The sequence below is a fragment of the Pseudonocardia hierapolitana genome (assembly GCF_007994075.1).
In the GTDB taxonomy this organism is placed as follows: Bacteria; Actinomycetota; Actinomycetes; order Mycobacteriales; family Pseudonocardiaceae; genus Pseudonocardia; species Pseudonocardia hierapolitana.
The window spans coordinates 5,917,992-5,942,317 of sequence record NZ_VIWU01000001.1 but is presented as its reverse complement, the minus strand read 5'-3'; the positions used below and the strand labels follow the sequence as shown (position 1 = coordinate 5,942,317).

At 72.4% G+C, this 24,326-nt stretch carries 24 protein-coding genes, 1 other RNA gene and 2 pseudogenes; 13 read left to right on the top strand and 14 right to left on the bottom strand.

What is annotated here, in order from left to right; all coding sequences use genetic code 11:
* Positions 1 to 3 precede the first annotated feature (3 nt).
* The 6 genes from FHX44_RS28335 to FHX44_RS28310 form a co-directional block, all read right to left on the bottom strand.
* A complete protein-coding gene (locus tag FHX44_RS28335) occupies positions 4 to 1,911 on the bottom strand; it encodes an Hsp70 family protein (protein ID WP_147258584.1) in 1,908 nt (635 codons plus the stop codon).
* Positions 1,904 to 3,736, bottom strand: a complete 1,833-nt coding sequence (locus FHX44_RS28330) for a dynamin family protein (RefSeq protein ID WP_170309077.1) — start codon at positions 3,734 to 3,736, stop codon at positions 1,904 to 1,906. Before FHX44_RS28330 ends, FHX44_RS28335 begins: the two co-directional genes overlap by 8 nt.
* Positions 3,733 to 4,185, bottom strand: a complete 453-nt coding sequence (gene grpE, locus FHX44_RS42345; protein ID WP_170309076.1) for a nucleotide exchange factor GrpE — start codon at positions 4,183 to 4,185, stop codon at positions 3,733 to 3,735. The genes FHX44_RS28330 and grpE overlap by 4 nt, the downstream gene beginning before the upstream one ends.
* Before the next feature lie 158 nt (positions 4,186 to 4,343).
* Positions 4,344 to 5,783, bottom strand: coding sequence for a dynamin family protein (locus FHX44_RS28320; RefSeq protein ID WP_147258582.1), 1,440 nt, complete (start codon positions 5,781 to 5,783; stop codon positions 4,344 to 4,346).
* A gap of 147 nt (positions 5,784 to 5,930) precedes the next feature.
* Positions 5,931 to 6,215 (bottom strand): response regulator transcription factor, encoded by a 285-nt coding sequence (locus FHX44_RS28315; RefSeq protein ID WP_342793020.1) that lies wholly within the window; start codon positions 6,213 to 6,215, stop codon positions 5,931 to 5,933.
* A 96-nt stretch (positions 6,216 to 6,311) separates the two neighbouring features.
* Positions 6,312 to 6,512 carry a hypothetical protein gene (locus FHX44_RS28310; RefSeq protein WP_147258581.1) on the bottom strand — a complete coding sequence of 67 codons (201 nt, stop codon included), beginning with the start codon at positions 6,510 to 6,512 and terminating at the stop codon, positions 6,312 to 6,314.
* 157 nt (positions 6,513 to 6,669) lie between these two features.
* Between FHX44_RS28310 and FHX44_RS28305 the strand changes: the two genes are divergently transcribed.
* The 6 genes from FHX44_RS28305 to FHX44_RS28280 all read left to right on the top strand — a co-directional run bounded on the left by FHX44_RS28305 (position 6,670) and on the right by FHX44_RS28280 (position 11,761).
* Positions 6,670 to 7,827, top strand: a complete 1,158-nt coding sequence (locus FHX44_RS28305) for a hypothetical protein (RefSeq protein ID WP_246170635.1) — start codon at positions 6,670 to 6,672, stop codon at positions 7,825 to 7,827.
* A gap of 111 nt (positions 7,828 to 7,938) precedes the next feature.
* Complete coding sequence (locus tag FHX44_RS28300) at positions 7,939 to 8,934, top strand: endonuclease/exonuclease/phosphatase family protein (RefSeq protein ID WP_170309075.1); 996 nt, start codon at positions 7,939 to 7,941, stop codon at positions 8,932 to 8,934.
* Between the two features lie 137 nt (positions 8,935 to 9,071).
* Positions 9,072 to 9,278 carry a DUF7455 domain-containing protein gene (locus FHX44_RS28295; RefSeq protein WP_147258579.1) on the top strand — a complete coding sequence of 69 codons (207 nt, stop codon included), beginning with the start codon at positions 9,072 to 9,074 and terminating at the stop codon, positions 9,276 to 9,278.
* Between the two features lie 65 nt (positions 9,279 to 9,343).
* On the top strand, positions 9,344 to 10,093 hold the full coding sequence (locus tag FHX44_RS28290; RefSeq protein WP_147258578.1) for an enoyl-CoA hydratase-related protein: 750 nt from the start codon (positions 9,344 to 9,346) through the stop codon (positions 10,091 to 10,093).
* A 9-nt stretch (positions 10,094 to 10,102) separates the two neighbouring features.
* On the top strand, positions 10,103 to 10,807 hold the full coding sequence (locus FHX44_RS28285) for a class I SAM-dependent DNA methyltransferase (protein WP_147258577.1): 705 nt from the start codon (positions 10,103 to 10,105) through the stop codon (positions 10,805 to 10,807).
* Between the two features lie 36 nt (positions 10,808 to 10,843).
* Complete coding sequence (locus FHX44_RS28280) at positions 10,844 to 11,761, top strand: arginase family protein (RefSeq protein WP_170309074.1); 918 nt, start codon at positions 10,844 to 10,846, stop codon at positions 11,759 to 11,761.
* Positions 11,762 to 11,926: 165 nt separating this feature from the next.
* On the opposite strand, the gene FHX44_RS28275 is transcribed toward FHX44_RS28280, so the two are convergent.
* From FHX44_RS28275 to FHX44_RS28255, 5 genes are all read right to left on the bottom strand, one after another.
* Entirely contained in the window at positions 11,927 to 12,310 is a 384-nt protein-coding gene (locus FHX44_RS28275; RefSeq protein ID WP_147258575.1) for a DoxX family protein, read from the bottom strand.
* 122 nt (positions 12,311 to 12,432) lie between these two features.
* The gene (locus FHX44_RS28270) at positions 12,433 to 13,002 is read right to left on the bottom strand and encodes a TOPRIM nucleotidyl transferase/hydrolase domain-containing protein (protein WP_147258574.1); all 570 of its coding nucleotides are present in this window, start codon (positions 13,000 to 13,002) and stop codon (positions 12,433 to 12,435) included.
* A 123-nt stretch (positions 13,003 to 13,125) separates the two neighbouring features.
* Positions 13,126 to 14,136, bottom strand: a complete 1,011-nt coding sequence (locus FHX44_RS28265; RefSeq protein ID WP_147258573.1) for a phosphotransferase enzyme family protein — start codon at positions 14,134 to 14,136, stop codon at positions 13,126 to 13,128.
* Positions 14,137 to 14,318: 182 nt separating this feature from the next.
* An RNA gene (gene rnpB, locus FHX44_RS28260) (RNase P RNA component class A) lies at positions 14,319 to 14,715 on the bottom strand.
* Positions 14,716 to 14,743: 28 nt separating this feature from the next.
* Positions 14,744 to 15,307, bottom strand: coding sequence for an AMIN-like domain-containing (lipo)protein (locus FHX44_RS28255; RefSeq protein WP_147258572.1), 564 nt, complete (start codon positions 15,305 to 15,307; stop codon positions 14,744 to 14,746).
* Between the two features lie 286 nt (positions 15,308 to 15,593).
* Between FHX44_RS28255 and FHX44_RS28245 the strand changes: the two genes are divergently transcribed.
* The 7 genes and pseudogenes from FHX44_RS28245 (at position 15,594) to FHX44_RS28220 (ending at position 21,137) form a co-directional block, all read left to right on the top strand.
* On the top strand, positions 15,594 to 16,355 hold the full coding sequence (locus FHX44_RS28245) for a sulfite exporter TauE/SafE family protein (RefSeq protein ID WP_147258570.1): 762 nt from the start codon (positions 15,594 to 15,596) through the stop codon (positions 16,353 to 16,355).
* A 52-nt stretch (positions 16,356 to 16,407) separates the two neighbouring features.
* Positions 16,408 to 16,896, top strand: coding sequence for an SRPBCC family protein (locus FHX44_RS28240; RefSeq protein WP_147258569.1), 489 nt, complete (start codon positions 16,408 to 16,410; stop codon positions 16,894 to 16,896).
* The gene (locus FHX44_RS28235) at positions 16,893 to 17,264 is read left to right on the top strand and encodes a YciI family protein (protein ID WP_147258568.1); all 372 of its coding nucleotides are present in this window, start codon (positions 16,893 to 16,895) and stop codon (positions 17,262 to 17,264) included. Before FHX44_RS28240 ends, FHX44_RS28235 begins: the two co-directional genes overlap by 4 nt.
* Complete coding sequence (locus FHX44_RS28230; protein ID WP_147258567.1) at positions 17,258 to 18,478, top strand: RNA polymerase sigma factor; 1,221 nt, start codon at positions 17,258 to 17,260, stop codon at positions 18,476 to 18,478. Before FHX44_RS28235 ends, FHX44_RS28230 begins: the two co-directional genes overlap by 7 nt.
* Positions 18,479 to 18,534: 56 nt before the next feature.
* Positions 18,535 to 18,702: pseudogene (locus FHX44_RS44295) on the top strand (IS982 family transposase); the annotation flags it as partial.
* 1,353 nt (positions 18,703 to 20,055) lie between these two features.
* On the top strand, positions 20,056 to 20,469 hold the full coding sequence (locus tag FHX44_RS28225; RefSeq protein ID WP_147258566.1) for an IS110 family transposase: 414 nt from the start codon (positions 20,056 to 20,058) through the stop codon (positions 20,467 to 20,469).
* Entirely contained in the window at positions 20,469 to 21,137 is a 669-nt protein-coding gene (locus tag FHX44_RS28220) for a transposase (protein ID WP_147258565.1), read from the top strand. Before FHX44_RS28225 ends, FHX44_RS28220 begins: the two co-directional genes overlap by 1 nt.
* Positions 21,138 to 21,376: 239 nt before the next feature.
* Here FHX44_RS28220 and FHX44_RS44290 read toward each other — a convergent pair.
* The 3 genes and pseudogenes from FHX44_RS44290 to FHX44_RS28205 all read right to left on the bottom strand — a co-directional run bounded on the left by FHX44_RS44290 (position 21,377) and on the right by FHX44_RS28205 (position 24,136).
* A pseudogene (locus tag FHX44_RS44290) lies at positions 21,377 to 22,458 on the bottom strand (histidine phosphatase family protein).
* A gap of 10 nt (positions 22,459 to 22,468) precedes the next feature.
* Positions 22,469 to 23,206 (bottom strand): zinc ribbon domain-containing protein, encoded by a 738-nt coding sequence (locus tag FHX44_RS28210; protein WP_147258564.1) that lies wholly within the window; start codon positions 23,204 to 23,206, stop codon positions 22,469 to 22,471.
* A gap of 36 nt (positions 23,207 to 23,242) precedes the next feature.
* Positions 23,243 to 24,136, bottom strand: coding sequence for a nitrilase-related carbon-nitrogen hydrolase (locus FHX44_RS28205; protein ID WP_147258563.1), 894 nt, complete (start codon positions 24,134 to 24,136; stop codon positions 23,243 to 23,245).
* Between the last annotated feature and the right edge of the window lie 190 nt (positions 24,137 to 24,326).

Genomic DNA, 24,326 nt, shown 5'->3' with positions numbered 1-24,326 from the left:
TCCTCACCCCGCTCCCAGTGCGGACTGGATCGCGGAGGAGTCGAGGAATTCCGCCGTGCCGCACAGGGCGACCGTCCCGTTCTCGTTGGGCCCGTCGAGGACCATGGTCACGGGGTGGGCCTGATACTCCCAGGCGCAGGTGTAGCGCATGCCGGACGGGGTCGACCGGGTCCCGCCGACCTGGCTGCCGAGCTTCTCGGAGCTTCCCGGGAGCATGAAGTGCGCCGTCGTCGGCATCATCATCTGGCCCGTGAGGGACGAGACGAGGGATCCCGACCTGCGCCAGAAGACGAGATAGATCGTGGTCGGGCTCGTCTGGCACTCCGCCGAGTAGGCGTCAACCCCGTAGAGGGAGTCGTTGACCTTGCAGCCGCCCTCGGGGAGCGTCGGCCACGCCGCGTGGGCGGCGGCGAGGATCTTCGTCTTGCACTCGTCCCCCTCGGCTGTCGGGCAGGCAGCGAGCGTCGGGTCGGACGCGGGCAGGGCCGACTGCAGCGCAGGGGACGTCGTCGGCGGCGGCGCCGGAGGCGACGTCGGCGGCACCTGCAGGGGCTCGTTCGGGGGAATCGTCAGGGCGGCCAATGCCCCACCGACCATCAGCAAGGCGACCACGCTGGCCAGGACGCGGCTGGTCAGAACGCGCCGCCACCACGGCGGGGGCGGGTCTCGGCCGTGGTCCTGGTGCTCGGCCGGTTCCAGCAGTCGGAGGGCGCGCGTCGCCGCGCCGTCCGCGACGGTCGTGCTCGGGTCACCACCCGTGATCGGGGGCTTGCCGGTCGCCTGCTGCACGAGCATGCCGAGCATCGGGATGCGCGACGACCCGCCCACGAGGTAGACCCCGGCGAACGGGGGGCCGTCCTGCGGTGCGCCCCGGAGCGCCTCCGTCGCCAGAGCGACCGCGTCGGCCAGCCCGAGGGGATTCCCCTCGCCACCCTTGATCAGCTCCTCGAGCTGCGGGCGGCTGACCTGCACCGGCGTGTCGTCGGGGAGGTCCGGAGGGGATTTCGGCAGGCTGGCTGGGACGACCGCCTGCCGCGAGAGCTCCTCCTTGACTGCTCGTGCCATCGAGCGGATGTCGACAGCCCGCTCCCGCTCGTCGGGATCGGCCGACTCGGCCAGCCGTTTGTAGAGACCGGGGGCACCCGCATCCTCGGTCATCTTCACGGCGAGTCGGTAGTCGAAGTCCTCGCCTCCCGCGCCGTCCATGCCCGTGGGGCGGCCGACAACGGTCAGCTCGGGCTCGGGCCTGCTGGTGTTCGAGGGATCGGTGATCGCGATGTCGAGTGCCGCGAGGTCGGCCGCCGCGACGTCGACGGTCGCAGCGTCGACGGTGCCGCCGCCGAGATCCAGGACGACGATTCGAGCGACGGTCGGTACCTCGGCCACGCCGAGCGTTCGTTCCGCCGCCGCGACCGGCTCGGGCAGCGCCTCCGGTGCAGGCCATTCCTGCCGGTGCGAGACCGCGGTCCGCGCGGCGTCCTTCAGCACCTCGACCCGGGACTCCGGCCAGTTGGCCGGATGCGTCACGACGAACGCCTCCGGCGATTGCGATCCCTGCTGCTTGGCCGCCTCGTCGACGACGACGCGCAGCACCGCCGCCACCACTTCGACGACCGGCACATCGCGATCGCCGAGCAGCAACGACCCGTCGGGGATGTGCCTCTTCGGCGAGCGCTCGAACCACTCCATCCGCCGCCGGGCCATGTTGACCGCCTGCTCGCCGACGAGCCACTTGTTGGTACATCCGCGTCCACCTTCCAGCAGCACCGCGGACGGCATGATCGTTTTGCCGTCGACTGTCAACATCCGCACGCCGTTGGCATCGCCGATCGCGGCAACCGTGTTCGTGGTGCCGAAGTCGACGGCCAGGACCCACCGCTCGGCGAGGCCGGCCGGGGCCGGCTCAGGCACGGCGCACCTCCTGCGCCCGCGACACCAGGGCGCCGACCTCACGCTCGACGTCCCGCAGACCTTCTGCCACGGCGCGACGCTCCTCCAGTGCGGCCCCGAATTCCGCTGCGTCGGACCTGACCCGCCTGAGCTCGTCGGACAGCCGGGTGAGTTCCGCCTCGCGCGCGGCGACGAGCGCGGGGAGGACCCGGGCGACGCGACGCTCTGCTTCCCGGACCCGGGAGTCGATCTCACGCCGGAACCTCGCGCGCGCGTCCGCGGCGGCGTCGTCGACCCATGCGGCGAGGCTTGCCCGCCGCTCCTGCTCGGCGCCGCTCTTCGCCTTCACCCATCCGACACCCACGGCGAGCACCATGCTCACCGCGACCGCCGCGGGGCCCCCGATGGCCGCGCTGGCGACAATCGGCCCGGCGAAGATCTGCACGAGGTTCGTGAAGAGGTCCGCCGCCGCGGGCAGGTCGACGCCGTCCTGGCGGGTCGACGGGTCCGGCGGCTCCAACCCGATGGCGAACCCGGCGGGTGCGGTCGTCGACGTGACCGGCCACCGGTCCGCCCCGCCGAGCTGCCGCATGAGGTCGGCGACGATCCGCGTGCAGTGCCGGGCGGTCTGTGCGAGCGCGGCGACCGCGGCGGCCGTCATGTCACCGATGAGGCGGGACGCGAGATTCGGCAGAAGTGCTGCCGAACCCTTCTCGGCGAGGGAGTGGTACCGCCTGCGCAGCTCCTCGATCGCCACGTCGAACGCCTCCGCCGGTTCGTGGTGGAGCCGGTCGAGGCTCTGGTGGACGACCACGCGGAGCCGGGGGGCGTCGTCGAGGACCTTCCTCAAGGCCACGATGTCGGCCTGCACGTCGCGCTCGCGATCCGCGTTGCCCTCGAGGAGGTCGAGGACCTTGTCGGAACGGCCCCGCAGCGCGCGGCACACCTCCGCGAGCACCCGCGCCGCGTTCTCGAAGCGCACCGCGGCTGCACCGGCTGCGCTGCACCGACGCAGGTTGTCGAGCAGCGGGGGAATCCCCGAGATCTCCAGCATCCGCTGCGCCCGCCGGGCGTCCGCCAATTCCGTCGCGCGATCAGCGAGTGGGGAGGCCACCGGGAGGACCGGTGCGGACTCCAGTCCCGGCGTGCCCGCGACGATCTCCCGAGTCGCTTCGACGATTTCCTCGAACTCGGGATTGATGTCGCATTTCGTCACGGCGACCACGACCGTCGGTACCCGACGCGCCGCCTCGGCGAGGAAGGCGATCTCCGGTTCCGACACGGGCTGCTTGGAGTCGCACACGAAGAGGAGGGCGTCGGCGGTCCGGAGAACCGCGAGCGTCGTGCGGGAGTGCCCGGCCTCGAGGCCCCCGACCCCGGGCGTGTCCACGATGGTGAGACCGCGCAGCACCGGCGACGGGACACGCACCTGGACACCGATCACCGGCTCGGTCACCTCGGCCAGCGCCACGTAGCGCTCCACCTCGTGGAGCTCGCACAGGCGACGGATCGGTTCGCCGGGGGACGCGGGGTTGGCGATGGCGACCTCGGCCTCCTCCCGCTCGCCGTACGCGACCTCCATCCAGCACGACGTGGTGACGTCGACGCCGACCGGGCTCAGATGCGGACGTCCGATGAGCGTGTTCAGCAGCATCGACTTGCCGCGTTTGGTCTCACCGACCACGACGACCCGCATCGATCCCGCCTCGTCGAGTGCAGGAAGGTCGTCGAGGAGCCGGATCAGGTCGTCGCGCTGAACGCGGCGCGCCTCCGCGGCGAGCCGCTCCCGGAGGCGATCGACGGCCAGCAGGTCCGCAGGCCCGATGCCGCCGGCGACGGCCGTCACGGCAGCACCTCCGACTGGGACGTGTCGACGTACACGACGACCCGGGCCGGCACGACGACCCGCTCGCGATCGGCCCATCCCGGCTTGACGGTGCGCGCCACGACATCGTGGAGGGCAGCCTCCGAGGTCGGTTCGGTGCCGACGGCGGAATGGATCTCGGGGTCGAATGCCTTGCCATCGGCCAGGATCTGCTGGACGCCCGCCGATCTGAGCACGTTCGCCGCCTGCCACGCGTACTCCGGTGGGAGCCTGCCGACGAGCTCGGCGAGCTCGCGCACCGCCTTGTCCCGCTGGGCGAGCCTGGGGTCGGGCGGCGGCGGGGTCACGACGGCCGGTGGGTCCGCGGGATGTGCGATCTGGGCGGGGACGCCGGATGGCGATGAGGCCTCCGACACCAGCAGAGCAACGAAGCACGCGAGAAGCCCGGTCAACACGGTCACGGCCGTCACGACCGGCACTTCCCACGGGCTCTCGGGCACCTGAGGCGGCGGGACGATCGCAGGGTCGACCACAGGCGTCATCAACCACGAGACCAGGAAGGCCGCGCTCCCCCCGAGGAGTGCGATGCCGACGCCTGCGGCTGGCGCTAAGAACCGGGACGCAGCATTCACGGTGGTCCCTCCCCGGACTTCGACTCGGCGGCCAGTTGCCAGGCGCGCACCATGACGCGGGCGAGCCGCTGCCCGGCGCTGTCGGTCAGCTCGGCCCATCGTTTCCACTCGGCGGCGGCTCTGGATGCTTCCGCCTTGGTGGTGCGAGGAAGCCCGGTCTGGACGGTGATCCACGCCTGTTCGACGAGTCCGGCCGGTGGCTTGACCTCTCCGGTCGCGAGCTGCCGTCCCATACCGATCACCTTCAGCGGGAACATCTCGGGCCGGTCGAGCATCGACTGGGCGGCGTCGTACAACGACCGGTCGCCGGCGTCGTAGGCGCTCTCCATCAGCTCCTCGAGCGCACCCGACGCCTTGAGCACGTCGGAACGGCTGCCGAGGGACCTGCGGATCTGCGTCCGCATCGCGGCCAGCCCGGACGCCGCGGCGGCTTCCCTCGTCAGAGACACGACGTCGGGACGGGTTCCGCTCCGGATCCGGTCGAGCATCCTGCCCACACCGAACTGGCCCAGGAGGTCCAGCAGCTCGGTGCGCACCGGTCCCTCGACCGGTCCTCCTTCCTCGCGGAACATCATCGGGCTCGCGAGCGCGTCGTGGGCGACGTCGGGACTCCATGCCCGCGCGAGTTCTCCCAGCGCGCGGGCGTGCGGTTCGCGCAGGGCGCCGGTCTCAGCGGTCTCGGCGAGCAGCCCGACCACCGGAACGACCGTCGAGAACAGCTCGGTGTTCCGGGCAGCCATGTCCCGAGCAAGGCCGGTCGCGGCGGTCCACGAGCTCAGCGGATCCTGCGCCACCTGATCCGCCCTGGTCAGGATCCCGATCGCCGTGGCTCCGCTGAGTCGCTTCGCCCCGCGGCTACCGCTGAAGGCGCGTACGGCGGCGGCCTCGTCCTCCCTGATCGGGCCGTTGACGCAGAACAGGAGTGCGTCCGCCCGGGCGGCGGACTCCTCGGTGTCGTGCAGCATCCGCTCGGTTGCGGCCGAGTTCTGGGTCTCGGCGGACGCCAGCCCGGGTGTGTCAAGGAGGGTCACCTCCTCCAGGAGGGGCAGCGGCATCGTCACGTCGATGTAGCTGATCTCGGAGGCCGGGAGGTCGAAATCCGCCGGAAGGCGCGATCGGTCGTCGAGATCGACCGTTGTGCGTTCCGATCCCGCTCGCGAGACGAGCGTGGCTGTGGTGTGGGGGTCGTACCGGAACACGTAGACGATCTGCGTGCACTCGCGCCCGTCCGTCGGCGCCATCTTCCTGCCGAGAAGCGCGTTCAGCAGCGTCGACTTCCCAGTGGAGACGCGGCCGACCAGCGCGATGGACAGCGGGATCCGCAGCCGGTCCAGGCATCGACGACCGACCTCCGCCAGCCGCGGGTCGTATGACCGCTCGGCTATGGCAGCGAGGTCGACGACTGCTGCTGTCAGTGGTCCTGGACCAGGAGGCATCGCACGGAACGCCCCGGATCGCTCGCCGCGTGATCTGCCTCCGGGGGTCTCGCGCGGCCGGCCGAGCCCACCCCAGAGCGAGGATCCGTTCTACACGCCGGGCGGGGTAGGTGGAAGAAGTACGTAGTATTTTCCGGCGGACGCAGCTCACGACCCGGGGGAGGCCAGCCCCGACTCGTACGCGATCACCACGAGCTGCGCCCGGTCCCGGGCGCCCAGCTTCGTCAGCAACCTGCTGACGTAGGTGCGCGCCGTTGCCGGGCTGATGAAGAGGGCCGCGCCGATCTCGGCGTTCGACTCCCCCAGCGCCACGCGCTGCAGCACCTCCCGCTCCCGCTCGGTCAGCCCCTCGACGAGCGCAGGCCGGGTGCTGCGCCGCAGCTGCCCGGCGAGCGCGCGCATCACGGTGCCCGTGATGGCCGGGGACAGCACCCGGTGCTGCTGACCAACGCGTTCTGGGGGCTGGTCACCGGGCTGATCGCGGTGCTGGTGCGCCAGGCGTGGGCGGGCTCGGGCGGATGGGGCTGATCAGGCTCCGGCGAGGACGTCGTCGAGCACGCCCCCGCGCACGTCGGCCACGAGGTCGGCCAGCTGCTCGAAGTTCATCTGGATGCGCTGGCCGAAGTCGTCGGTGATGACGACCTGGCGCTCCGGCGCCGCGGCGTCGTCGAGGTACAGCTCCGGGCAGCCGCAGTTGCACTGGCCGCAGAAGGTGGCGATGTGGCGCATGGCGTCCTCACAAGGGGATTCGAGGGCGGTGCGGTCGACGAGCAGGTCGCCCGCGGCCGCCTCCCGGTTCGGGACACTGTCCCGATCCCCCGTTCGGCGGGACGGAACTCCTGGGACAACTTGAGCCGTACCGGCTCAACCTTGTCATAGTTGAGCCATGGTGACTCAAGATTGGCTGCGCGCCTACGCCACCCTCGCCCTGCGGATCGACCGGCACCTGGGTGGCGGTGCGCTCATCTACGACGGCCCGCAGGAGTGGCGGGCGGCGGTTGCCGCCGAGGAGCCCATCCCACCCGCGCGACTCGTCGAGGAGTGCGGGGCGCTGCAGGAGCGCATCCCGGTCGACGGCGAGCGCGGGGCGTTCCTCGCCGCGCAGCTCACGGCGATGCGCGCCACGTCGCTCCAGCTCGCCGACCCCGGCGTCCCGTTCGCCGAGCACGCCCGGCAGTGCCTCGGCGTGCCGATCGACCCCGTGCCGGAGGACCTGCTCGCCGACGCCCACTCCCGGCTCGCCTCCGCACTCCCGCCCGGGCCCGGGTCGCCTGCCGAGCGGCTGCACGCCTGGCAGCAGGCCCACGCCGTCCCGGCCGATCGCCTCCCGGAACTGGTGCGCCGCGCGATCGCCGAGACCGTCGCGCGCACCCGCGCGATCGTCGAGCTCCCGGCCGACGTGGACGTCGACGTCCGGCTGGACCCGGGCCCGCACCGCGGGCACTACGCAGGCGGGAACCGGGGCACGCTCCACGTGAGCGACGCCCAGCCGTTCAACGGCGCGGACCTGCTCTACGTCGTCGCGCACGAGGGGTTCCCCGGGCACATCGCCGAGTCCCTGCTCAAGGACATCCACCTGGCCGACCGGCCGGAGCACCGGATCCGCTTCATGATCTCCCCGCCGTTCGTGGTCAGCGAGGGGCTCGGGCTGCACGCCCAGGAGATCGCCTTCCCCGGCGACGAGGCGCAGCGCTGGCTCACCGACGAGGTCGGGATCAGCGTCGGCGGCGACCTCGCCGCGATCCACGACGCCCGCAACGCGCTGTGGGGCGCATGGGGAAATGCGGCCCTGCTCGCCGGGGAGGGCCGTCCCGACGCCGAGATCGCCGACCATCTGACGCGCTGGGCGCTGCTCACCGAGGCCGAGATCAGCTGGGCGCTGGGTTTCCTCCGCTCCCCCGGCATGCGCAGCTACGTCCTGGGCTACTTCCACGGCTGGCGACTGCTGCGGACCTGGCTCGACCACTCGGACCGGCCCGCGCGCGTCCGGCGGCTCCTGACCGAGCCGGTGCTGCCGGCGGACCTGGCGGATTCGAGCCCGTGAGGACGGGCGCGAGCGCCGGCTGTCGGCTCGCGCTGCCCGCCGATGCCGTCGTGCGCGAGCTGTAACGTCCGCTCCACCGTGTGCGAGCGTCGATGTGCCGGGGAGGTCGCCATGGTGGATGTCAAGGTGGGCACGTTCAACGTCCTGAACCTCGCGCGGCCCGGCGAGCAGTTCTACCCGGACCAGCGGCCGTACACGTCGACGGAGTTCGATCGGAAGGCCGACTGGATCGCCGAGCAGCTGCGCCGGATGGACGCCGACGTGGTCGGCTTCCAGGAGGTGTTCCACGCGGAGGCGCTGCAGGAGGTCTGCAAGCGGTCGGGGCTCTACACCGGGGGCACCGTCGTCGCGCCGGGGGCGGACGGGGTGAGCGGGCCGCGGCTCGGCCTGGCCACGCGCCTTCCCGTGACAGAGGCGGCCACCACCGTCGAGAGGTTCCCCGCAGGCGTCGACGTCCCCGCCGAGGGCGTCGCGCTGCCGGTCGGCAACTTCAGCCGGCCGGTGCTGCGGGCCCGCCTGCGCCTGGACGAGACGCGCGAGGTCACGGTGTTCGTGGTGCACCTCAAGTCGAAGCGCCCGATCCGCGCAGCGGGCGCCGACGAGCACGAGCCCCGCGAAGAGGCCCTCGGAAAGGCGAGGGCGCTCGTCCGGCGGGCGTCCGAGGCGGCGGCGCTGCGGTTCCTCGTCCTCGACGAGATCGTCGGCAACGCACGTCCCGCGATCGTCCTCGGCGACCTCAACGACGCGACCCGCGCGGTCACCACGGACATCGTGATGGGCGACGAGCCGTCCCGGTTCTGGCCCCGGCGGGAGCAGAAGCCCGCGTACTGGGACCGGGTGCTGTACTCGGCGCACGAGATCAACTCCCGGCTCGCAGGCCGCGACGTCAGCTACACGCACATCTTCAACGGCCACTACGAGAACCTCGACCACGTCCTGGTCAGCCAGGAGTTCTACGACGGCAACCCGCAGCACATCGGCGAGGTGGCGAACGTCCGCTACTTCAACGACCACCTCTTCGACAGCCGCCTGAGCAACGACGACCGGGACCGGATCGTCTCCGACCACGCACAGCTGGTCGCGGAGATCCGGCTGCGCGACGGCTGAGCACCCGGGTGGGGTCAGCCCCCATCCCGACCTGCGGGCCTGCCCCATGCGGTCGTGGTGCCAGCAGGCTGGCCGGAGGGGTGCGTCGCGCGGACCCTTTCCGGCAACGACAAGTGAGCGATCGGAAGGTGATCGAGATGAGCACCACGACGCCCGCGAGCGCGCGTGTCCCCGCCGTTCCGGCCCCACTCGCCCGACCCGAACGCTGCGACCGTTGCGGCGCGGCGGCCCTGGTGAAGGTCACGCTGACCACCGGGGGCGAGCTCCACTTCTGCGGCCACCACGCCCGCAAGCACGCGGCGCGCCTGCTCGAGATCGGCGCCGGGTTGCGGTCGGCCCTCTGACTCCCGAGGCGTCGCGAGCCCGGTCGTCTCCCGCGCGATCGGGCTCGCGGCGTTAGGGTCGATCCGTGCTGGTGCGGGTGGAGCGACGGAACGCGGTGCACCTGCTCACCCTCGACCGGCAGGCGAAGCGCAACGCGTTCGACAGCGCCCTGACCACGGCGCTCGACGACGCGCTCAACGACTTCGAGGACGACGAAGGCGCGTTCGTCGCCGTCCTCACGGGCGGCCCGGACTTCTTCTCGGCAGGCACCGACATCCGGGCCTGGGCAGGCGAGCCGACCGAGCGGGGCGGGCCGTACGGGATCGCGGGCCGTCGGATGCGCAAGCCCCTGATCGCGGCCGTCGAGGGAGTCGCGGCGGGTGGCGGGTTCGAGATCGCGCTGTCCGCCACGATGATCGTGGCCTCGCGCTCGGCGACGTTCTCGTTCCCCGAGGTCGGGCTGGGCCTGATCGCCGAGTGCGGCGGCCTGTTCCGCGGACCGCGGGCGCTGCCCCTCAACGTGGCCCGCGAGCTCCTCCTCACCGGCGACCCGCTGCCCGCCCGGCGGGCGTACGAGCTCGGCCTGGTCAACCGGCTGACCGAGCCCGGCGAGGCCGTCGAGGAGGCGCTCGCACTCGCCGAGCGGATCGCCGACAGGGCCCCGATCGCCGTCCGGGAGACACTGCGCGCGATCGAGGCCGCCCATGTGGCGGCCGACGAGCACGGATGGGCCGAGACCGCCCTCGCCCGGGACCGGGCCCGTGTCTCGGCCGACGCCGTCGAGGGCGTGGCCGCCTTCCTGGAGAAGCGCCCGGCCCGCTGGACCGGCCGCTGAGGACGGCGGATGGGAGATCGTCTCGAGGAAGCGTGGGAGCGGCGGGCCACCGAATGGCCGGCGTGGGCCCGCACCCCCGGTCACGACGTGCACTTCACGAGGCTCAACTGGCCGGCGTTCGAGCGGGTGCTGCCCGCACCGGGGCGGCTGACCCTCGATCTGGGCTGCGGCGAGGGTCGCCTGGGCCGGCTGTTGAATCCCGCCGGGTACCGGCTCATCGGGCTCGACAGCTCACCCACACTCGCCGCGCTCGCCCGCGACTCGGGCGGCTACGACCGCGTGCTCGAGGCCGACGCCTGCGCGATCCCGCTCGACGACGGCGCCGTCGACCTGGTCGTCGCGTTCATGAGCCTGCACGACATGGACGACCCGGCGGCCGCGATCGCCGAGACGGCCCGCGTACTGGAACCGGACGGACTCCTCTGCGCCGCGATCGTGCATCCGCTCAACCGGCCCGCCGATCGACTGGTGGACTACTTCGAGCACCAGCGCGCGGCGGACTCCGTCGAGTCCAACGGGCTGACGATGACCTTCGACTCGATAGACCGGCCGTTGGAGTACTACACGCTCGCCCTCGAGCAGGCCGGGTTCGTCGTCGAGGCACTGCGGGAGCCGCGCCCGGACGCGGCCACGCTGGAGGCGGAACCGCGGCTCGCCGGGGCGGCGCAGCGACCGTTCTTCCTGCACCTGCGCTGCCGCCGTGCCTCGCGTTGATGGCCGATCGCCCTCCGGCGTTGAAGAATGCCGATCGTGACGAGTCCTCGGGTGGCCGTGATCGGAGTTGCCAGCAGCGCCGGCACGCATCACGCCGGGCAGGACCGGGCACCTGCCGCCTTGCGCGCCGGTGGGTTGATCGAGCGGCTCCGCGCCGCAGGCGTGACCGTCGAGGACCGCGGGGACCTGGTGCACGAGGTCTTCGTCGCCGACGACATGGGCTCGAACGCCCGGAACCTGGCCGCGGTGGTTCGAGTCGCCCGGGCCGTCGCCGATGCCGTCGGCGACGCACTGGCCGGCGGTGCACTACCGCTGATCCTCGGCGGCGACTGCACCATCAGCCTCGGCGTGGTGGCCGGCGCCCAGCGCCAGGATCCCGCCGTCGGCCTGCTCTACCTGGACGGGGACGCCGACCTGGCAACGCCGGAGACGACCGGGAGCGGTGTGCTCGACGCCATGGGCATCGCCCACCTGCTCGGGCTCGCCGACACCGAACTGGCCCGTCTGGGTGCCGGCCCGCCGATGCTGACCGACGAACGACTCGCCCTCCTCGGCTACGACGAGAGCGACCCTGAAACCTACGCCGCAGGCGTGCTGCGCGATCGTCCCGCGCTGGTCCACTTCGCCGATCACCAGGTCCGAGCCGATCCCGCCGGTTGTGCACGGACCGCATTGGCCGCGGTGCAGAGCCACGCGTCGAGCCTGATCGTCCACTTCGACGTGGACGCCGTGGACTCGCGCGACCTACCTCTCGCCAACTTCCCCCACTACGGCACCGGGATCTCGCTCCGCGCCGCAGGCGAGGTGCTGGCCGTCCTCTGCGGGGCGCCTGCCCTGGCCGCCATCGTCCTCACCGAGGTCAACCCCAGCTACGACCCCGGCGGCCATCAGCTCACCCGCTACATCGAGACCGTCACCGGGGCCATCGCCCGTGGCCTCGCCCCCACCTCCTGAGGGTTTCTCCAGGACCCGGAGACCCGTCGCGGTCTGGGTGCGCGCGAGTCGCGGTCTGGGTGCGCGCGAGTCGGGCGTTTCGACCGGCGAGTCGTGCGCCTGGGACGGCGAGTCCGGCATTCGGACGCACACGCTCTTGGAGCGCGGGAGACACGCTCGTGGTCGTCACGCGGTGAAGGACTCGACGCCGAAGCGGCCCCACGCGACGAAGGCCGCGAGCGCGAGGTAGACCGCGTTCAGCAGCACGAGCTTGAACTGGCCGTATCGGCCATGGGTGATCATCGCGCCGATCATGAGCAGGATCCAGCAGACAGCGGTCACCGCCACCATGACCGGTGCGATGCCGAGCACGGCGGGCAGGATCAGGCCGACCGCGGCCAGGAGCTCGAGGATCCCGAGGGTCTTGACGAAGCCGACACCGGCGTCTGCGGTCCATTGCCCGCCCTCGTGCGCAGCCAACTTCTCCTTCGGGACGAACGTCTTGCTGATGCCGCCGGCGAGGGCGACGGCGGCCAGCAGTCCGGCGGCGATCCACAGTGCGAGGTTCACGACTTCTCCTTCGTGTGTGCTCGGAGTCGACCTCCAGACCCCGCGGGACGGGTCGCTGTGACAGCCGCGTGAGGCACCTCACCCCACGAGCGCGAGCACCATCGGTATCCCGAGAATCCGCGTCACCGGTCCAGCAGGTGGGCCAGCAGCATGTCCAGCGGCCGCGGGGCGCGGTCGAGATCGAGCGCCGCGACGAGCGTGCCGGAGTAGCGGATCTTGCGGCCACCGCCCGAGCCCATGAACCGGCGCAGCTGGTCATGAGTGGTGCCCGAGCGCCACGCGGGCTGCTTCTGGAGCGTGCGGAACGAGCCGAGCTCACCCGCCGCCTCGACGACGCGCTCGACCGCGGCCGTGCCGAGGGCACGGATCAGCTCGTCTTCCAGGTCGGCCACGCACACGAAGAATCCGAGCGCCTCGAGATCGCTTCGACGGGGACCGGACCCGAGACCGCCGCGCTCGAGACCCCTCCGGAAGTCGCCTTCCTCCCCGGCGTCGCAGAGACCAGCCAGCCGGAGACCGCGCCCGGACGGGCCGAACCTGCGGACGTACGTCCCGATGTTCGTGGCACCGCCCATCGCCACGAGGGAGACGCCCTCGGCCGCCAGATTCCGGCCACGGCGCTCGGCCAACGCTTCGATGGCCGACTCGTCACTGGCTCCCTCGACCAGGACCACGGTGTGCGCGGCGGTCACGAGCCCAGCCTCGCACCGAACACGTGAGAACAAGAGCGGATGGTGTGGCCGGCATGCCGGCGCTGCCATACGGACCCTCGATCTCCGGGCGTGGGCGGAGGGCTGCCCCGTGGAGCGGACAGATCAATCGTCGGACGCATGGAGGTGACCTGCACCTGGGAGGCGCTCCGACCCGCCGGACAGGGCAGTCCCGGCCAGGGTGTCGAGCATCTCCTCGATGTGGTGTGGCCGCAGCGGCCGGTCCAGCAGCTCCGCAACCCGGTCCACGCTGTGTGCCCGCTGCTCGTCGGTCGCCTCCGGTGCGGCGTAGGTGCGAACCGCCGACTCCCAGAAGTGGCCGAACTGGGCGATCACCATCGTGAACGACCCCGGCCCGCTGACCCGGCCAGGGCCACCGTTGTCCAGGTACGCCCGGTAGAGCGCGGCGATCCGGCGCTGGTCGTCGCCGCCGAAGTCCACCAGGGCCATGGGGACCTCCTGCGAAGGATCCGCCAGTCCGCAGTTCTCCCAGTCGATCACGCAGATCGCGCCGTCCGGGGTCGGGAGCATGTTGTCGGCCCAGAGGTCACGGTGGCAGTTCTGCAGCCGGCTCGGCGCCTCCAACACGGCCTCCAGCGCCAGCAGGTGAGGCACCTCCGCACGGAACGCCTCGGCGAAGGGAGCGCGGGCGGCCTGCGCGGCCGTCAGGAGATCGGCCCATCGCGCCTCCCCCACCGGCTCGGAGTACCAAGGGTGCAGCGGCCGTGCCAGCAGGTGCTGCACGCGGTGCACGGCGGCGAGCGCCGCACCGACGGATGCGGAGTCGAGGGTCAGGTCGGTCGGCAGCAGGTCGACCCATGTGTAGGCCCTCACCTGCTGCCCGGCCACCTCGAGCAGGACGTCCCCGTCGACGGTGCGGATCGGCTGCGGCATCGTCACCGACCCGGCGGCGAGAACGGCCTCCTGGAAGGCCACGTCCATCTCCACATCGGCCGGCGTCTGGCGGACGATGAGCTCCTTGACCGCGTAGGTTCCCCGCTCGGTGGTGAGCCGCCAGACGCGACCCTGCTCGCCCCGGGCTGCCAGGGCCATGTCGTGCACGTGGCCGCCCCAGCCGAACCCGTGGGCGATGGGCCCGGCGTGGTCCGACAGCACGCTGCCAGCATCGCAGGTCACTCAGCCCTGGCGAGTCGGTTGAACGGTCAGGTCCCCAATTGTCGACGGTCTCCGCGCACACCGTCCCTGACGCGATCGCCGCCGCGATCTCGACTGCTGCGGCCCCCGGTGTGCCCCGAGAACAAGAGCGGATGACATATCCGCAGCTCACAGGCGTGGGGCGGACGAGCTGGCCTGTAAGCCGGATCCTGTTCCCGGGCGCCTTGCGGCGCACCGTTCGGCGACCATCCATCTAGGCCCGCCGTCACCGGCGGGCTCGAGCGGTCTACCCGCAGGCTCGGACGGGCCGCCCTCGAACGCCTGCGCAGCTCCCGCACGCGGGAGCCTTTTGACCTTGCTCCGGGTGGGGTTTACCGAGCCACCCCGGTCACCCGGGGTGCTGGTGGTCTCTTACACCACCGTTTCACCCTTACCCCGCGCGGTTGCGCGAGGCGGTCTGTTTTCTGTGGCACTTTCCCGCGGGTCGCCCCGGGTTGCCGTTGACAACCACCCTGCCCTGCGGAGTCCGGACTTTCCTCGGCGACGGTTGCCCGTCGACGCGGCCGCCCGGCCAGCTCGTCCGCCCAGCCAGTCTACTCGGGACGGTTCAGGACCAGCGGTGCGCCACGTCGACGACGACGCGGGACCCGTCGACGGTGAACACGCGGAACGGGAGCTGCGCGCGGACCCCGACGCCGAAGGTGGTGGCGCCCTCGAAGCTGCTCCCGTAGACGACGGAGCGCAGCGTCCGGTAGCCGCGCACGTCGGCGACCTGCTGCCCGGCTGTGGGCGTCGGCCGGATCGTCGGGTGGCCCGCGTCGTCGTAGGCCGGGTGGTTGACGTTCACGAGCAGCCGGGCGCCGCCGGGCACCGGGAGCACGGCGCCGGAGCCGTCCTGCAACACCTGGTCCACGTACTCCACGCGGTATCCGGCCGCGGGGCCGGCCAGGTCGAACACGACGCGGTCGAAGCAGTCGTGCCGGCCGGTGCGCACGGCGGTCAGCGTGGCGCGGCCCAGCGGCATGACCCACTCGGGGGTGCTGCCCCACGGCGTGGCGCAGGACGTCGTGGCGACGGGCACGGGTGTGGCGACCGTGGCGGCCAGGAGGGGCAGCGCGACGGCGGTGAGGGCGAGCACGACGGTCAGCAGGTGGCGGAGGGTGCGGGACATGGCGGCCTCCTCGGGCGTCATACCTGAGGACGTGCCGCCGACCTCTCAGGTTGCGTCGCGTTCCTCGCCCGTCTGCCGGTCCGCGCCGCACCTCCAGCAGCGGTCCGTTCCCTCGCTGGGCATGGCACCGCACTCGGGGCACAGCATCCCGAGCCAGCACACCGCGTCGCCGCTCTCCTCGCCGTCGGACACGGCCCCATACTCCGCCCGCTCCGGTGTCATGCGCCACGCGTGACGCGGGCCGCGCATCGCGGGATCCGCTGCATGCCGCAATTACCGTGGCTTCGTGATCGATGCGTCGCCGGGCTCGCTGGCGTTCCTCCTCGTCGCCGGCCTGGTGGCCGGGGCGGTGAACGCTGCTGCCGGCGGCGGCTCCCTGCTGGTGTTCCCCTCGCTGCTCGCGGTGGGTCTGCCGCCGCTCGCCGCCAACGTCACGAACTCGATCGCGCAGTGGCCCGGCTACCTCGGGATCGTCACGGGCGCCCGGCGCGACCTGAAGGGACAGGGACGGCGCGCCGTGCTCACCTCGGTGGTGGCGGCCGCCGGCTCGGCGGTCGGCTGCGCGCTTCTCCTGGTGCTGCCCAGCGCGGTGTTCGACGCGGTCGTACCGGTGCTGGTGCTGCTGGCCAGCGCCGTGTTCGCGTTGCAGCCGTTGATCCGGCGCTGGACGGCCCCCACGCCCGGTGCACCGGACCGGCTCGCCACCCTGCTGCCCACCGTGTTCCTCGCGGCGGTGTACGGCGGGTACTTCGGCGGCGCGCTCGGCGTCATCCTCATCGCGACGCTCTCCCTGTTCGCCCACGACACCCTGGTGCGGCTCAACGCCTTGAAGGGGATGCTGTCGCTGGTGGTGGCCACGGTGACCGTCGTGTACTTCGCGATCGGCGCGCCGGTGGACTGGCTCGCGGTCGGGACGCTCGCCCCCACGACGCTCGTCGGGGGCTACGTCGGCGCTCGCGTCGCCCGCCGGTCTCCCGAGGCCGTGCTGCGCGCTGCGGTGGTGCTGCTCGGCGTGACCGTCGGGGTCTACCTGCTCATGACCGCTTGACGCGCCCCGGGCGCGGCGGGACGCTCCGGTCCCGCGGCGGAAGGAGCGGATCGTGCAGACCCTCGACCGCGACGAGCTGACCGTCCACGTACAGGCGCCGCCCGACGCCGTCTACCGGCTCGTGTCCGACGTGACCCGGATGACGGAGTTCAGCCCGGAGATCCGCCGCTGCGTCTGGCTCGACGGCGCCGACGGGCCGGCCGTCGGCGCGCGGTTCCGCGCCACCAACCAGCTCCCGCGCCGCCCGCCGTGGCGGAACACGCCGATCGTGATCGCCGCCGAGCCCGGGCGCGAGTTCGCGATCAGCCGCACCGAACCGTTCGCCGGCACCCTCGTGTGGCGCTACCGGCTGGAGCCCGAGGACGGTGGCACGCGGCTCACCGAGAGCTACGAGGTCACGCGGCCGATCACGCGGATCGGCTGGTTCATCATCGGCACGTTGTTCGGCGGGAAGGACCGCCGCTCCGATCTGCACCGGGGCATGCAGGAGACGCTCCGCACGATCACCACGGTCGCCGAGAAGGAGGCTCCTGCGCGGTGAAGTACGTGGTCCTGATCTACAGCAACGCCGAGTCGCGGAAGCTCTGGGAGCAGTTCTCCGAGACCGAACGCGGCGAGGGGCTCGCCTACTACGCGGGCCTGACCGCGGAGCTGGAGGCGTCCGGTGAGCTGGTGGCCACCACCGCGCTGGCCGATCTCTCGACCACGAAGCGCGTGCGGGTCGACGAGGGCCGGACGCTCACGACCGACGGCCCGTTCGCCGAGGCGAAGGAGCACCTGGCGGGCATCTACCTGCTCGACGTCGCGGGCGAGGAGCGGGCCGTCGAGATCGCGGCGAAGGTCCCCGAGGCGGCACTGGGTCTCGTGGAGGTGCGGCCGGCGCGGAGCCTGGACGTCACCGAATGGTGACGCCGACGGACGTCGGGAACCTGGTACGGGAACTGGCCCCGCAGGTGCTCGTCGCCGTCGTCCGGCGGCACGGCGGGTTCGACGCCTGCGAGGACGCCGTCCAGGAGGCGCTGCTCGCCGCCGCCGTGCAGTGGCCGGCCGAGGGGGTGCCGGACAACCCGAAGGGCTGGCTGATCACCACCGCGTCCCGGCGGCGCATCGAGATGTGGCGGTCGGACACGGCCCGCGAGCGGCGGGAGGAGAGCGTCTTCGCGCTGACGCCGCCCCCGCCCGACCCGGCATCCGCCGTCGACGACTCCCTCACCCTGCTCCTGCTCTGCTGCCATCCCGCCCTCACCCCGCCGTCGCAGGTGGCACTCACGCTGAGGGCGGTCGGCGGGCTCACCACGGCGGAGATCGCCCGCGCGTTCCTGGTGCCGGAGTCCACGGTCGCGCAGCGGATCAGCCGGGCCAAGCAGCGGATCAAGGCCGCGGGCGCGGAGTTCCGGATGCCGCCACCCGCAGAGCGCGGGGAACGGATCGCGGCAGCGCTGCACGTGCTCTACCTGATCTTCAACGAGGGCTACACGGCCACCTCCGGCACGGAGCTGGGCCGGGTCGAGCTCACCGCGGAGGCGATCCGGCTCACGCGGCAGCTGCGCGCCCTCCTGCCCGCGGACGGCGAGGTCGCAGGCCTGCTCGCCCTGATGTTGCTCACGGACGCCCGCCGCCCCGCGCGCACCGCACCCGACGGCAGCCTCGTCCCGCTGGCCGAGCAGGACCGGCAGGCTTGGGACGAGGCCGCGATCGCCGAGGGCACCGCGTTGATCAGCGAGACCCTCGCCACCGCGCCGATCGGCCCGTACCAGCTGCAGGCCGCGATCGCCGCGGTGCACGACGAGGCCACGCTGGCCGAGGACACCGACTGGCCGCAGATCCTCGCGCTCTACAACCACCTGCAGGTCCTCTCCCCCGGCCCGATGGTGACGCTCAACCGGATCGTGGCCGTCTCCGAGGTGCACGGCCCGCGCGCCGCCCTCGAGCAGCTCACCGCGGCGGCGACCGATCCGGCGCTCGCCGGGCACCACCGGCTGCACGCCGTGCGCGCCCACCTGCTGGAGGCTGCCGGCGATCTCGACGCCGCGGTCGTCGAGTTCCGGCTGGCCGCCCGCGGCACGCTCAGTGCGCCGGAGCAGCGCTACCTCGAGGCGCGGGCCGCGCACCTCGGGCGCTGATCCAAGACGAGCAACTCCGACTGAATGCCAGTGGTGGACATGTCAGGAGGGCGTTCAAGCTCTCCGACGCCGAACTGCTCACCCTGGCCGTGTGTACTCGGGTTCCGTTCCGAGGCCCGCTGCGTCCCGCGTGCGCTGCCCGGCGCGTTCCCTACCTGCCCGGCCGATCCGGCTACAACAAACGCCTCCGCGTCGCGTTGTCACTGATCACACGCCCTGTTCGGTGGTGGTCGCGGGCATGATCCGCAGTGTCGGTTGTCCAGTGCTGTGGTGGCAGCACTGTGCACCCGCTACTTGCGATTTTGCCTTCCATGATCCGCGGTATCGGGTGTGCATGGTTGTGGCCACAGCCATGGACAACCGATAGTCCGGATCATGCCGCCGGCGCCGGGACGATCCGGTCGGGTGGGCTGCGGTGGGCGCGCCGTTTCCGGCTCGGGCCGCCCGGTGCTCGCCCGCCCTTCCAGGCTGCTCTTGTGATCCAGCCTGTTCCCGGTCGACCCCTCGCCTGCGTGAGTGGCCGGGTTGGGTTCACTACCGACCTCCCGGGTTGCGTGGACGGCCGTCCCCGGCTGGGGGCACGCCTGTTCGGGACGAGTCCGTCGCTGTCGGGTGCCACGCAACTGGCTGTGGTGCCGACCCTCGATCCCCAACCCGTCCTGGCAAGCCCCGGCGCGACCACCCCAGGCGCCGAGCCCTGCAGTCCTCCGACCAGTGAGGAACGGGGCATGAGCGCACCGAACAGCTCATGTCCCGCTCGGGTCGAGTCGTGCCTTCGGCTCCTGGGAACTGCTGAGGTCGGAACGGGACCACAGCCGGTTGCGTGGCACCCGACCGCAGCGGTCTCGTCCCCGAACGGGCGTGCCCCCAGGTCGGGGACGGCCGTCCACGTAACCCCGGGGGGTAGTGAACCCAACCCGGCCACCCCGCACACGTGAGGTGCGACGCGAACCGGATCGACACCACGACAGCCCAGGACCGGTGCGTGAGGCCGGGCGGCCCGAGCCGGGAACGGCGCGCCCACGAGACGGTTTCGTCCCGAGCAGCACCCCCGGCGCGTTCCGCGGAACGCGCAGTGATCAGTGCGGCGCGCACACGGCCGGATCCCGCTGTGCTCGCACCGACCCGCCGATCACAGGGTGCAGCAACCCGAGTCCGCCGGCGGCCGGGAAGCCCTCCGTGCACCGGGCACAACGATCCACCAACTGGAGGACCGGCCGAGTGATGGCGACCGCGATCGGAGCCACGAACGCGCGGCAGTGGCGAGGGCGGGCGCCCCCTCCGGAGCATGATCGATCTGTGAGTGTGTCGGTGCGGTGCTCCTGGGTGGAGAACCGTCAGGCTCGGTGCCGGTGACCCGATGTGACTCGTGATCGATCTGGCCGCTTCGGCGTGCCCTGTCTCGGACTTGTTCCGTCGTGGTCGCCGGCACCGGCCCGGCTCACCGGTTGGCCTGATCAGAAGCCTGTCCGCCGATTACGGCGTGACCCGTCACAGATGTGCCACGTGGTGACCCTCACCCGGGCCGGTGCCGCCTGTTGGACCCGTTCCCCGTCAGAAGGACCAGGCCCGTGCCCATGTTGGCAGAACGTGTCGACGCCGTCGTCGGTGTCGACACCCACGACGCAGAAATCGCCCTCCCGACCGGAGCCCCGGTCGCGACCTGCCAGGTCAGCAATGACTCCCGCGGCTACGCCGAGCTGCTGGCCTGGATCGGCGATCACGCTCCCGGGTCGCGGGTCGCCGTCGCGATCGAGGGCACCCGCAGCTACGGCATCGGACTAGCGCGCGCAGTCAGCGGTGCCGGTGTGATGGTGATCGAGTGCGAGCAGCCCAACCGCAAGGCCCGTCGCGGTCGGGGAAAGTCCGACGCGATCGACGCGCACCTGGCCGTGCTCACCGCGCTGCGGCTTGACGCCGACCAGCTCCCGAGCCCGCGCGCCGATGGTGACCGCGAAGCGCTCCGGATCCTGATGGACGCCGGATCCTGATGGACGCCCGCCACGAGCTCACCGACAGCTCGACCGCTCAGACCAACCGGCTACGCGCACTGCTGCTGGGCGGCGACGACCGCGACCGTGACTTCGCCCGTGGCACGCTCACCGACACCAGGCTCGCTGCGCTGGCCCGCCACCGTCCGGCCCGCGATGCCAGCCGCGAGCAGGTCGTGCGCCAGGCCGAGATCCGGCGCCTCGCTCTCGCACTGCGAGGGTCTCACCGCGCACTACGGGCCAACAGCCGCGAACTCCAGCGCATCGTGGACGACCTCGCTCCCGGGCTGACCGACCGCCGCGGCATCGGCCCGATCAGCGCCGCCCAAGCGATCATCAGCTTCTCCCACCCCGGGCGCTGCCGCAACGAGGGCGCCTTCGCCGCGCTCGCCGGCGCCAGCCCGCTCGAGGCCAGCAGCGGCCACATCAAGCGGCACCGGCTCAACCGCGGCGGTGACCGCGCCCTCAACAGCGCACTGCACACCATCGCGATGGTCCGCATGCGCAGCTGCCCCACGACCAAGGCCTACCTCGCCCGCCGCACCGCCGAAGGGAAGACCACCCGAGAGATCCGACGCTGCCTCAAGCGCTACATCGCGCGCGAGCTCTACCGCTTCCTCACCGCGACCATCACGACCACAAGCAGCAACGCGTCCTCAGCCGCTTGACAGATATAGAAGCGTCCGAGCCGCGCCCGAGCGCCCGCCCGACGACGCTCACGGTGGTCTCGCAACGATCGAGCCCGCATGGTCGGTCCGAGTCGCACGGGACGGCCCTCGGCGGGGCGCTCGACGCCGGGTCGGAACGATCATGATCCGCGCCCGGTGCTGATCGGTCCGCGGAGACCATCAGGCAGTCGCCCCGCCTCCCGTACCCGGGAACCGCTCCCGCGTCCGCGAGTCAGGACTCACTCGTCTGGTTGCCCGGGGTGGTGGCCCGTGTCGTTCACGAGCCGCACGCTCGCACCGCCGTCCGGGTAGAAGTCGACGATCGAGAGCGACGCGAGGTCCAGGTGCAGCCGGTACAGCACGCCGGGGCCGCCCTGCAACGCGTCGCGCAGCAACATCTTGATGGGCGTGACGTGCGAGACCAGCACGAGCGTGGCGCCCGGGTACTCCCGCAGGAGGTCGGCGAGCTCCGCCGCCACCCGTCGGCCCACCGCCGCGAAGCTCTCCCCGTCGGGCGGGGCGACCTCCTCGGAGCCGAGCCACTCGCCGTGCAGCTGCGGGTCACGGGCCCGGGCCTCGGCGAAGGTGAGGCCCTCCCACTTGCCGAAGTCGGTCTCGATCAGCCGCTGCCGGACGACGAGCGGCGCACCCGTCGCGGCGGCCACCGCCTCCGCGGTCCGGTGGGCCCGCCGCAGCGGGGAGGTGAGCACGGCGGCGATCTTCGGGACGCCCGCGAGCCGCGCGGCCGCACCGGCCGCCTGCGCGTGGCCGAGCGGGGTGAGGTCGGGATCGCCGTGGCCGGAGTAGCGCCGCTGCACCGAGAGTTCCGTCTGCCCGTGGCGCAGCAGGAGCAGCCGGGTCGGTGTGCCGACCTGCCCCGTCCAGGAGGCGACGCCGCCGGACGCCGTCACTGGGCGGAGGCCTGCGCGTCCATCGCCTGGTTGGCGAGCGCGTCGGCACGGGAGTTGCGCAGCCGCGGGACCCACTCGTATCGCACGGAGCCGATCTCACGGGCGAGCTGGGCCGCCTCCTGCGCGAGCGGCCGCATGGCGGGGTGCTTGATCTTCCAGCGGCCGCTCATCTGCTCGACCACGAGCTTCGAGTCCATCCGGACGTCGACCTCGGTGGCGCCCAGCTCCCGGGCGGCGCGCAGCCCGGCGATCAGACCCTGGTACTCGGCCACGTTGTTGGTGGTGATACCGAGGCCCTCGGCCCGCTCGACGAGCACCTCGTCGGTGTCGGGGTCCAGCACGACCGCGCCGTAACCGGCGGGACCCGGATTGCCGCGGGAGCCGCCGTCGGCCTCGACGACGACCTTCACAGCGCGACCTTCACAGTCCGGAGCCCTCGGTGCGCACGAGGATCACGCCGCATTCCTCGCAATGGACCAGGTCGTCGGCGGGCGCGGCCTTCAGCTCGGAGATCGCCGTGCGGTCCAGCTCCAGCCGGCAGGCCTGGCAGCGCCGCGCGATCAAGGCCGCCGCACCCACCCCGCGCTGCCCGCGGCGCCGCTCGTAGGCGGCGAGCAGGTCGGCCGGAAGGGTGGCAACGACCTCGTCGCGGGCGCGGCGCCGGCCGGCCTCGGCGGTGTCGATGTCCAGGAGGGCGGTGTCGCGGCGCTCTGTGACGGCGGCGAGCTCCTGCTCGGCGGTGGCCAGCACGACGCGCGAGTGCTCCACGTCCGCGCCCACCGCCTCACGCTGCTCCATGATCTCCAGCTGCTCGTCCTCGAGCACGGCCTGCCTGCGCGCGAGGGTCTCCAGCTCGTGCTGCAGGTCCGCGGCCTGCTTCGCACTGATCCCGGCCCCGGCGAGCAGCTTGTTGTCGCGATCGGTGCGGGTCCGCACCCCGTCGACGTCACGTTCGAGGCGGCGGATGTCCCGGTCGAGGTCACCCGCGGCGGTCTCGACCTCCACCAGCTTGTCCTTGGCCTCCCGCACCGCGGCCTCGGCGGCGGTGAGCTCGGCGTGCTCGGGCAGGGTGCGGCGGCGGTGCGCGAGCCGCGACAGCTCGGCGTCGACCTCGGCCAGGTCGAGCAGCCGGCGCTGGACGGCGGGGTCGGCTTTCACGAGGTAGGTCCTTCCGAGCGAATGCGGACCCCGACGCTACCGCCCCGCGCCACGCCCGCACCGGCAGGCGTCTTGGGTCAGCCGCTCAGGGGTGAAGTTCGCCGGCGGCTGCTCGGCGTAGAGCCCCGGCCTGCGGTCGCCGAGGGCGTCGTTGCGGGGGCCGATCGCCTTGTCCCGGGCCGCCGTCGGGTCGAGCTCCGCCATGAGGACGGCCGGTGCGGCCACCGCGCCCTCCGGCGTCGCCGGGCCGGCGAGCAGGTACCCGGTGCTCGCGCACACGAGGCTGCCGCCGATCCAGTCGACGCCCCGCTCGCGGCCGCACCGGTCCGCGACGACCACGTGGACCCGGTAGGTGCCCGCAGCCGCCTGCGCCTTGATCACCTCGAGGGCGGGCTCGCCCGCAGGCCGAGGCAGCAGCGGCCAGTTGACGGGCACCGCGACGATCTCCGCGCCGGCCTGCGCGGCGAGCCGCACCCACTCGGGGAACTCCAGGTCGTAGCAGATCATCACGGCCACCCGGCCGGCCGCGGTGTCGACGACCGGCGGGGGCGCGTCGCCGGGCACGAACAGCTCCGCCTCCCGGTCCCACAGGTGCGCCTTGCGGTAGCGCAGCCGCACCTCGCCGTCCTCGACGAGCACGGCGGAGTTGTGGACGGCCCCGTCCTCCCCCGCCTCGGCGAGCCCGCAGACGAGCACGCACCCCAGCTCGCGCGACAGCTCCCGCAGCAGCGCGACGGTCGGCCCGGCCATGTCCTGCGCGGCGGCGCGGGCCTCGGCGGCGTCGCGGAAGACGTACCCGCACACGGCGAGCTCGGGCAGCACGATCAACTGCGCTCCGCGCCCCGCCGCCTCGCGGACGGCCGCGACCAACGGATCGTGGTCCCCGGCGCCGATGCGCACCGGGATCTGACACGCCGCGACGGTGACCACACCCGCTCCTCTCCCGACCCTCGCCGTACGAACAGCACCCTCGTCCGATGGACGCGTACGAATGCCCGCCCGTCCGGGCTCGGACCGCTGCTGGCCCCGATCACGACGCCGTGATCACCCGACCAGCACGTCAATGCTCCCGGAAGCATCATGCTGTGCGCCTCGCACCGATCACACCGCGCGGATCATC

Bases quoted from the DNA above. Each gene is read 5' to 3' on its own strand.
- FHX44_RS28320 (WP_147258582.1), bottom strand. From the start codon at position 5,783: ATGCCTCCTGGTCCAGGACCACTGACAGCAGCAGTCGTCGACCTCGCT.
- FHX44_RS28310 (WP_147258581.1), bottom strand. From the start codon at position 6,512: ATGCGCCACATCGCCACCTTCTGCGGCCAGTGCAACTGCGGCTGCCCG.
- FHX44_RS28305 (WP_246170635.1), top strand. From the start codon at position 6,670: ATGGTGACTCAAGATTGGCTGCGCGCCTACGCCACCCTCGCCCTGCGG.
- FHX44_RS28300 (WP_170309075.1), top strand. From the start codon at position 7,939: ATGGTGGATGTCAAGGTGGGCACGTTCAACGTCCTGAACCTCGCGCGG.
- FHX44_RS28295 (WP_147258579.1), top strand. From the start codon at position 9,072: ATGAGCACCACGACGCCCGCGAGCGCGCGTGTCCCCGCCGTTCCGGCC.
- FHX44_RS28285 (WP_147258577.1), top strand. From the start codon at position 10,103: ATGGGAGATCGTCTCGAGGAAGCGTGGGAGCGGCGGGCCACCGAATGG.
- FHX44_RS28255 (WP_147258572.1), bottom strand. From the start codon at position 15,307: ATGTCCCGCACCCTCCGCCACCTGCTGACCGTCGTGCTCGCCCTCACC.
- FHX44_RS28230 (WP_147258567.1), top strand. From the start codon at position 17,258: ATGGTGACGCCGACGGACGTCGGGAACCTGGTACGGGAACTGGCCCCG.
- FHX44_RS28225 (WP_147258566.1), top strand. From the start codon at position 20,056: ATGTTGGCAGAACGTGTCGACGCCGTCGTCGGTGTCGACACCCACGAC.
- FHX44_RS28220 (WP_147258565.1), top strand. From the start codon at position 20,469: ATGGACGCCCGCCACGAGCTCACCGACAGCTCGACCGCTCAGACCAAC.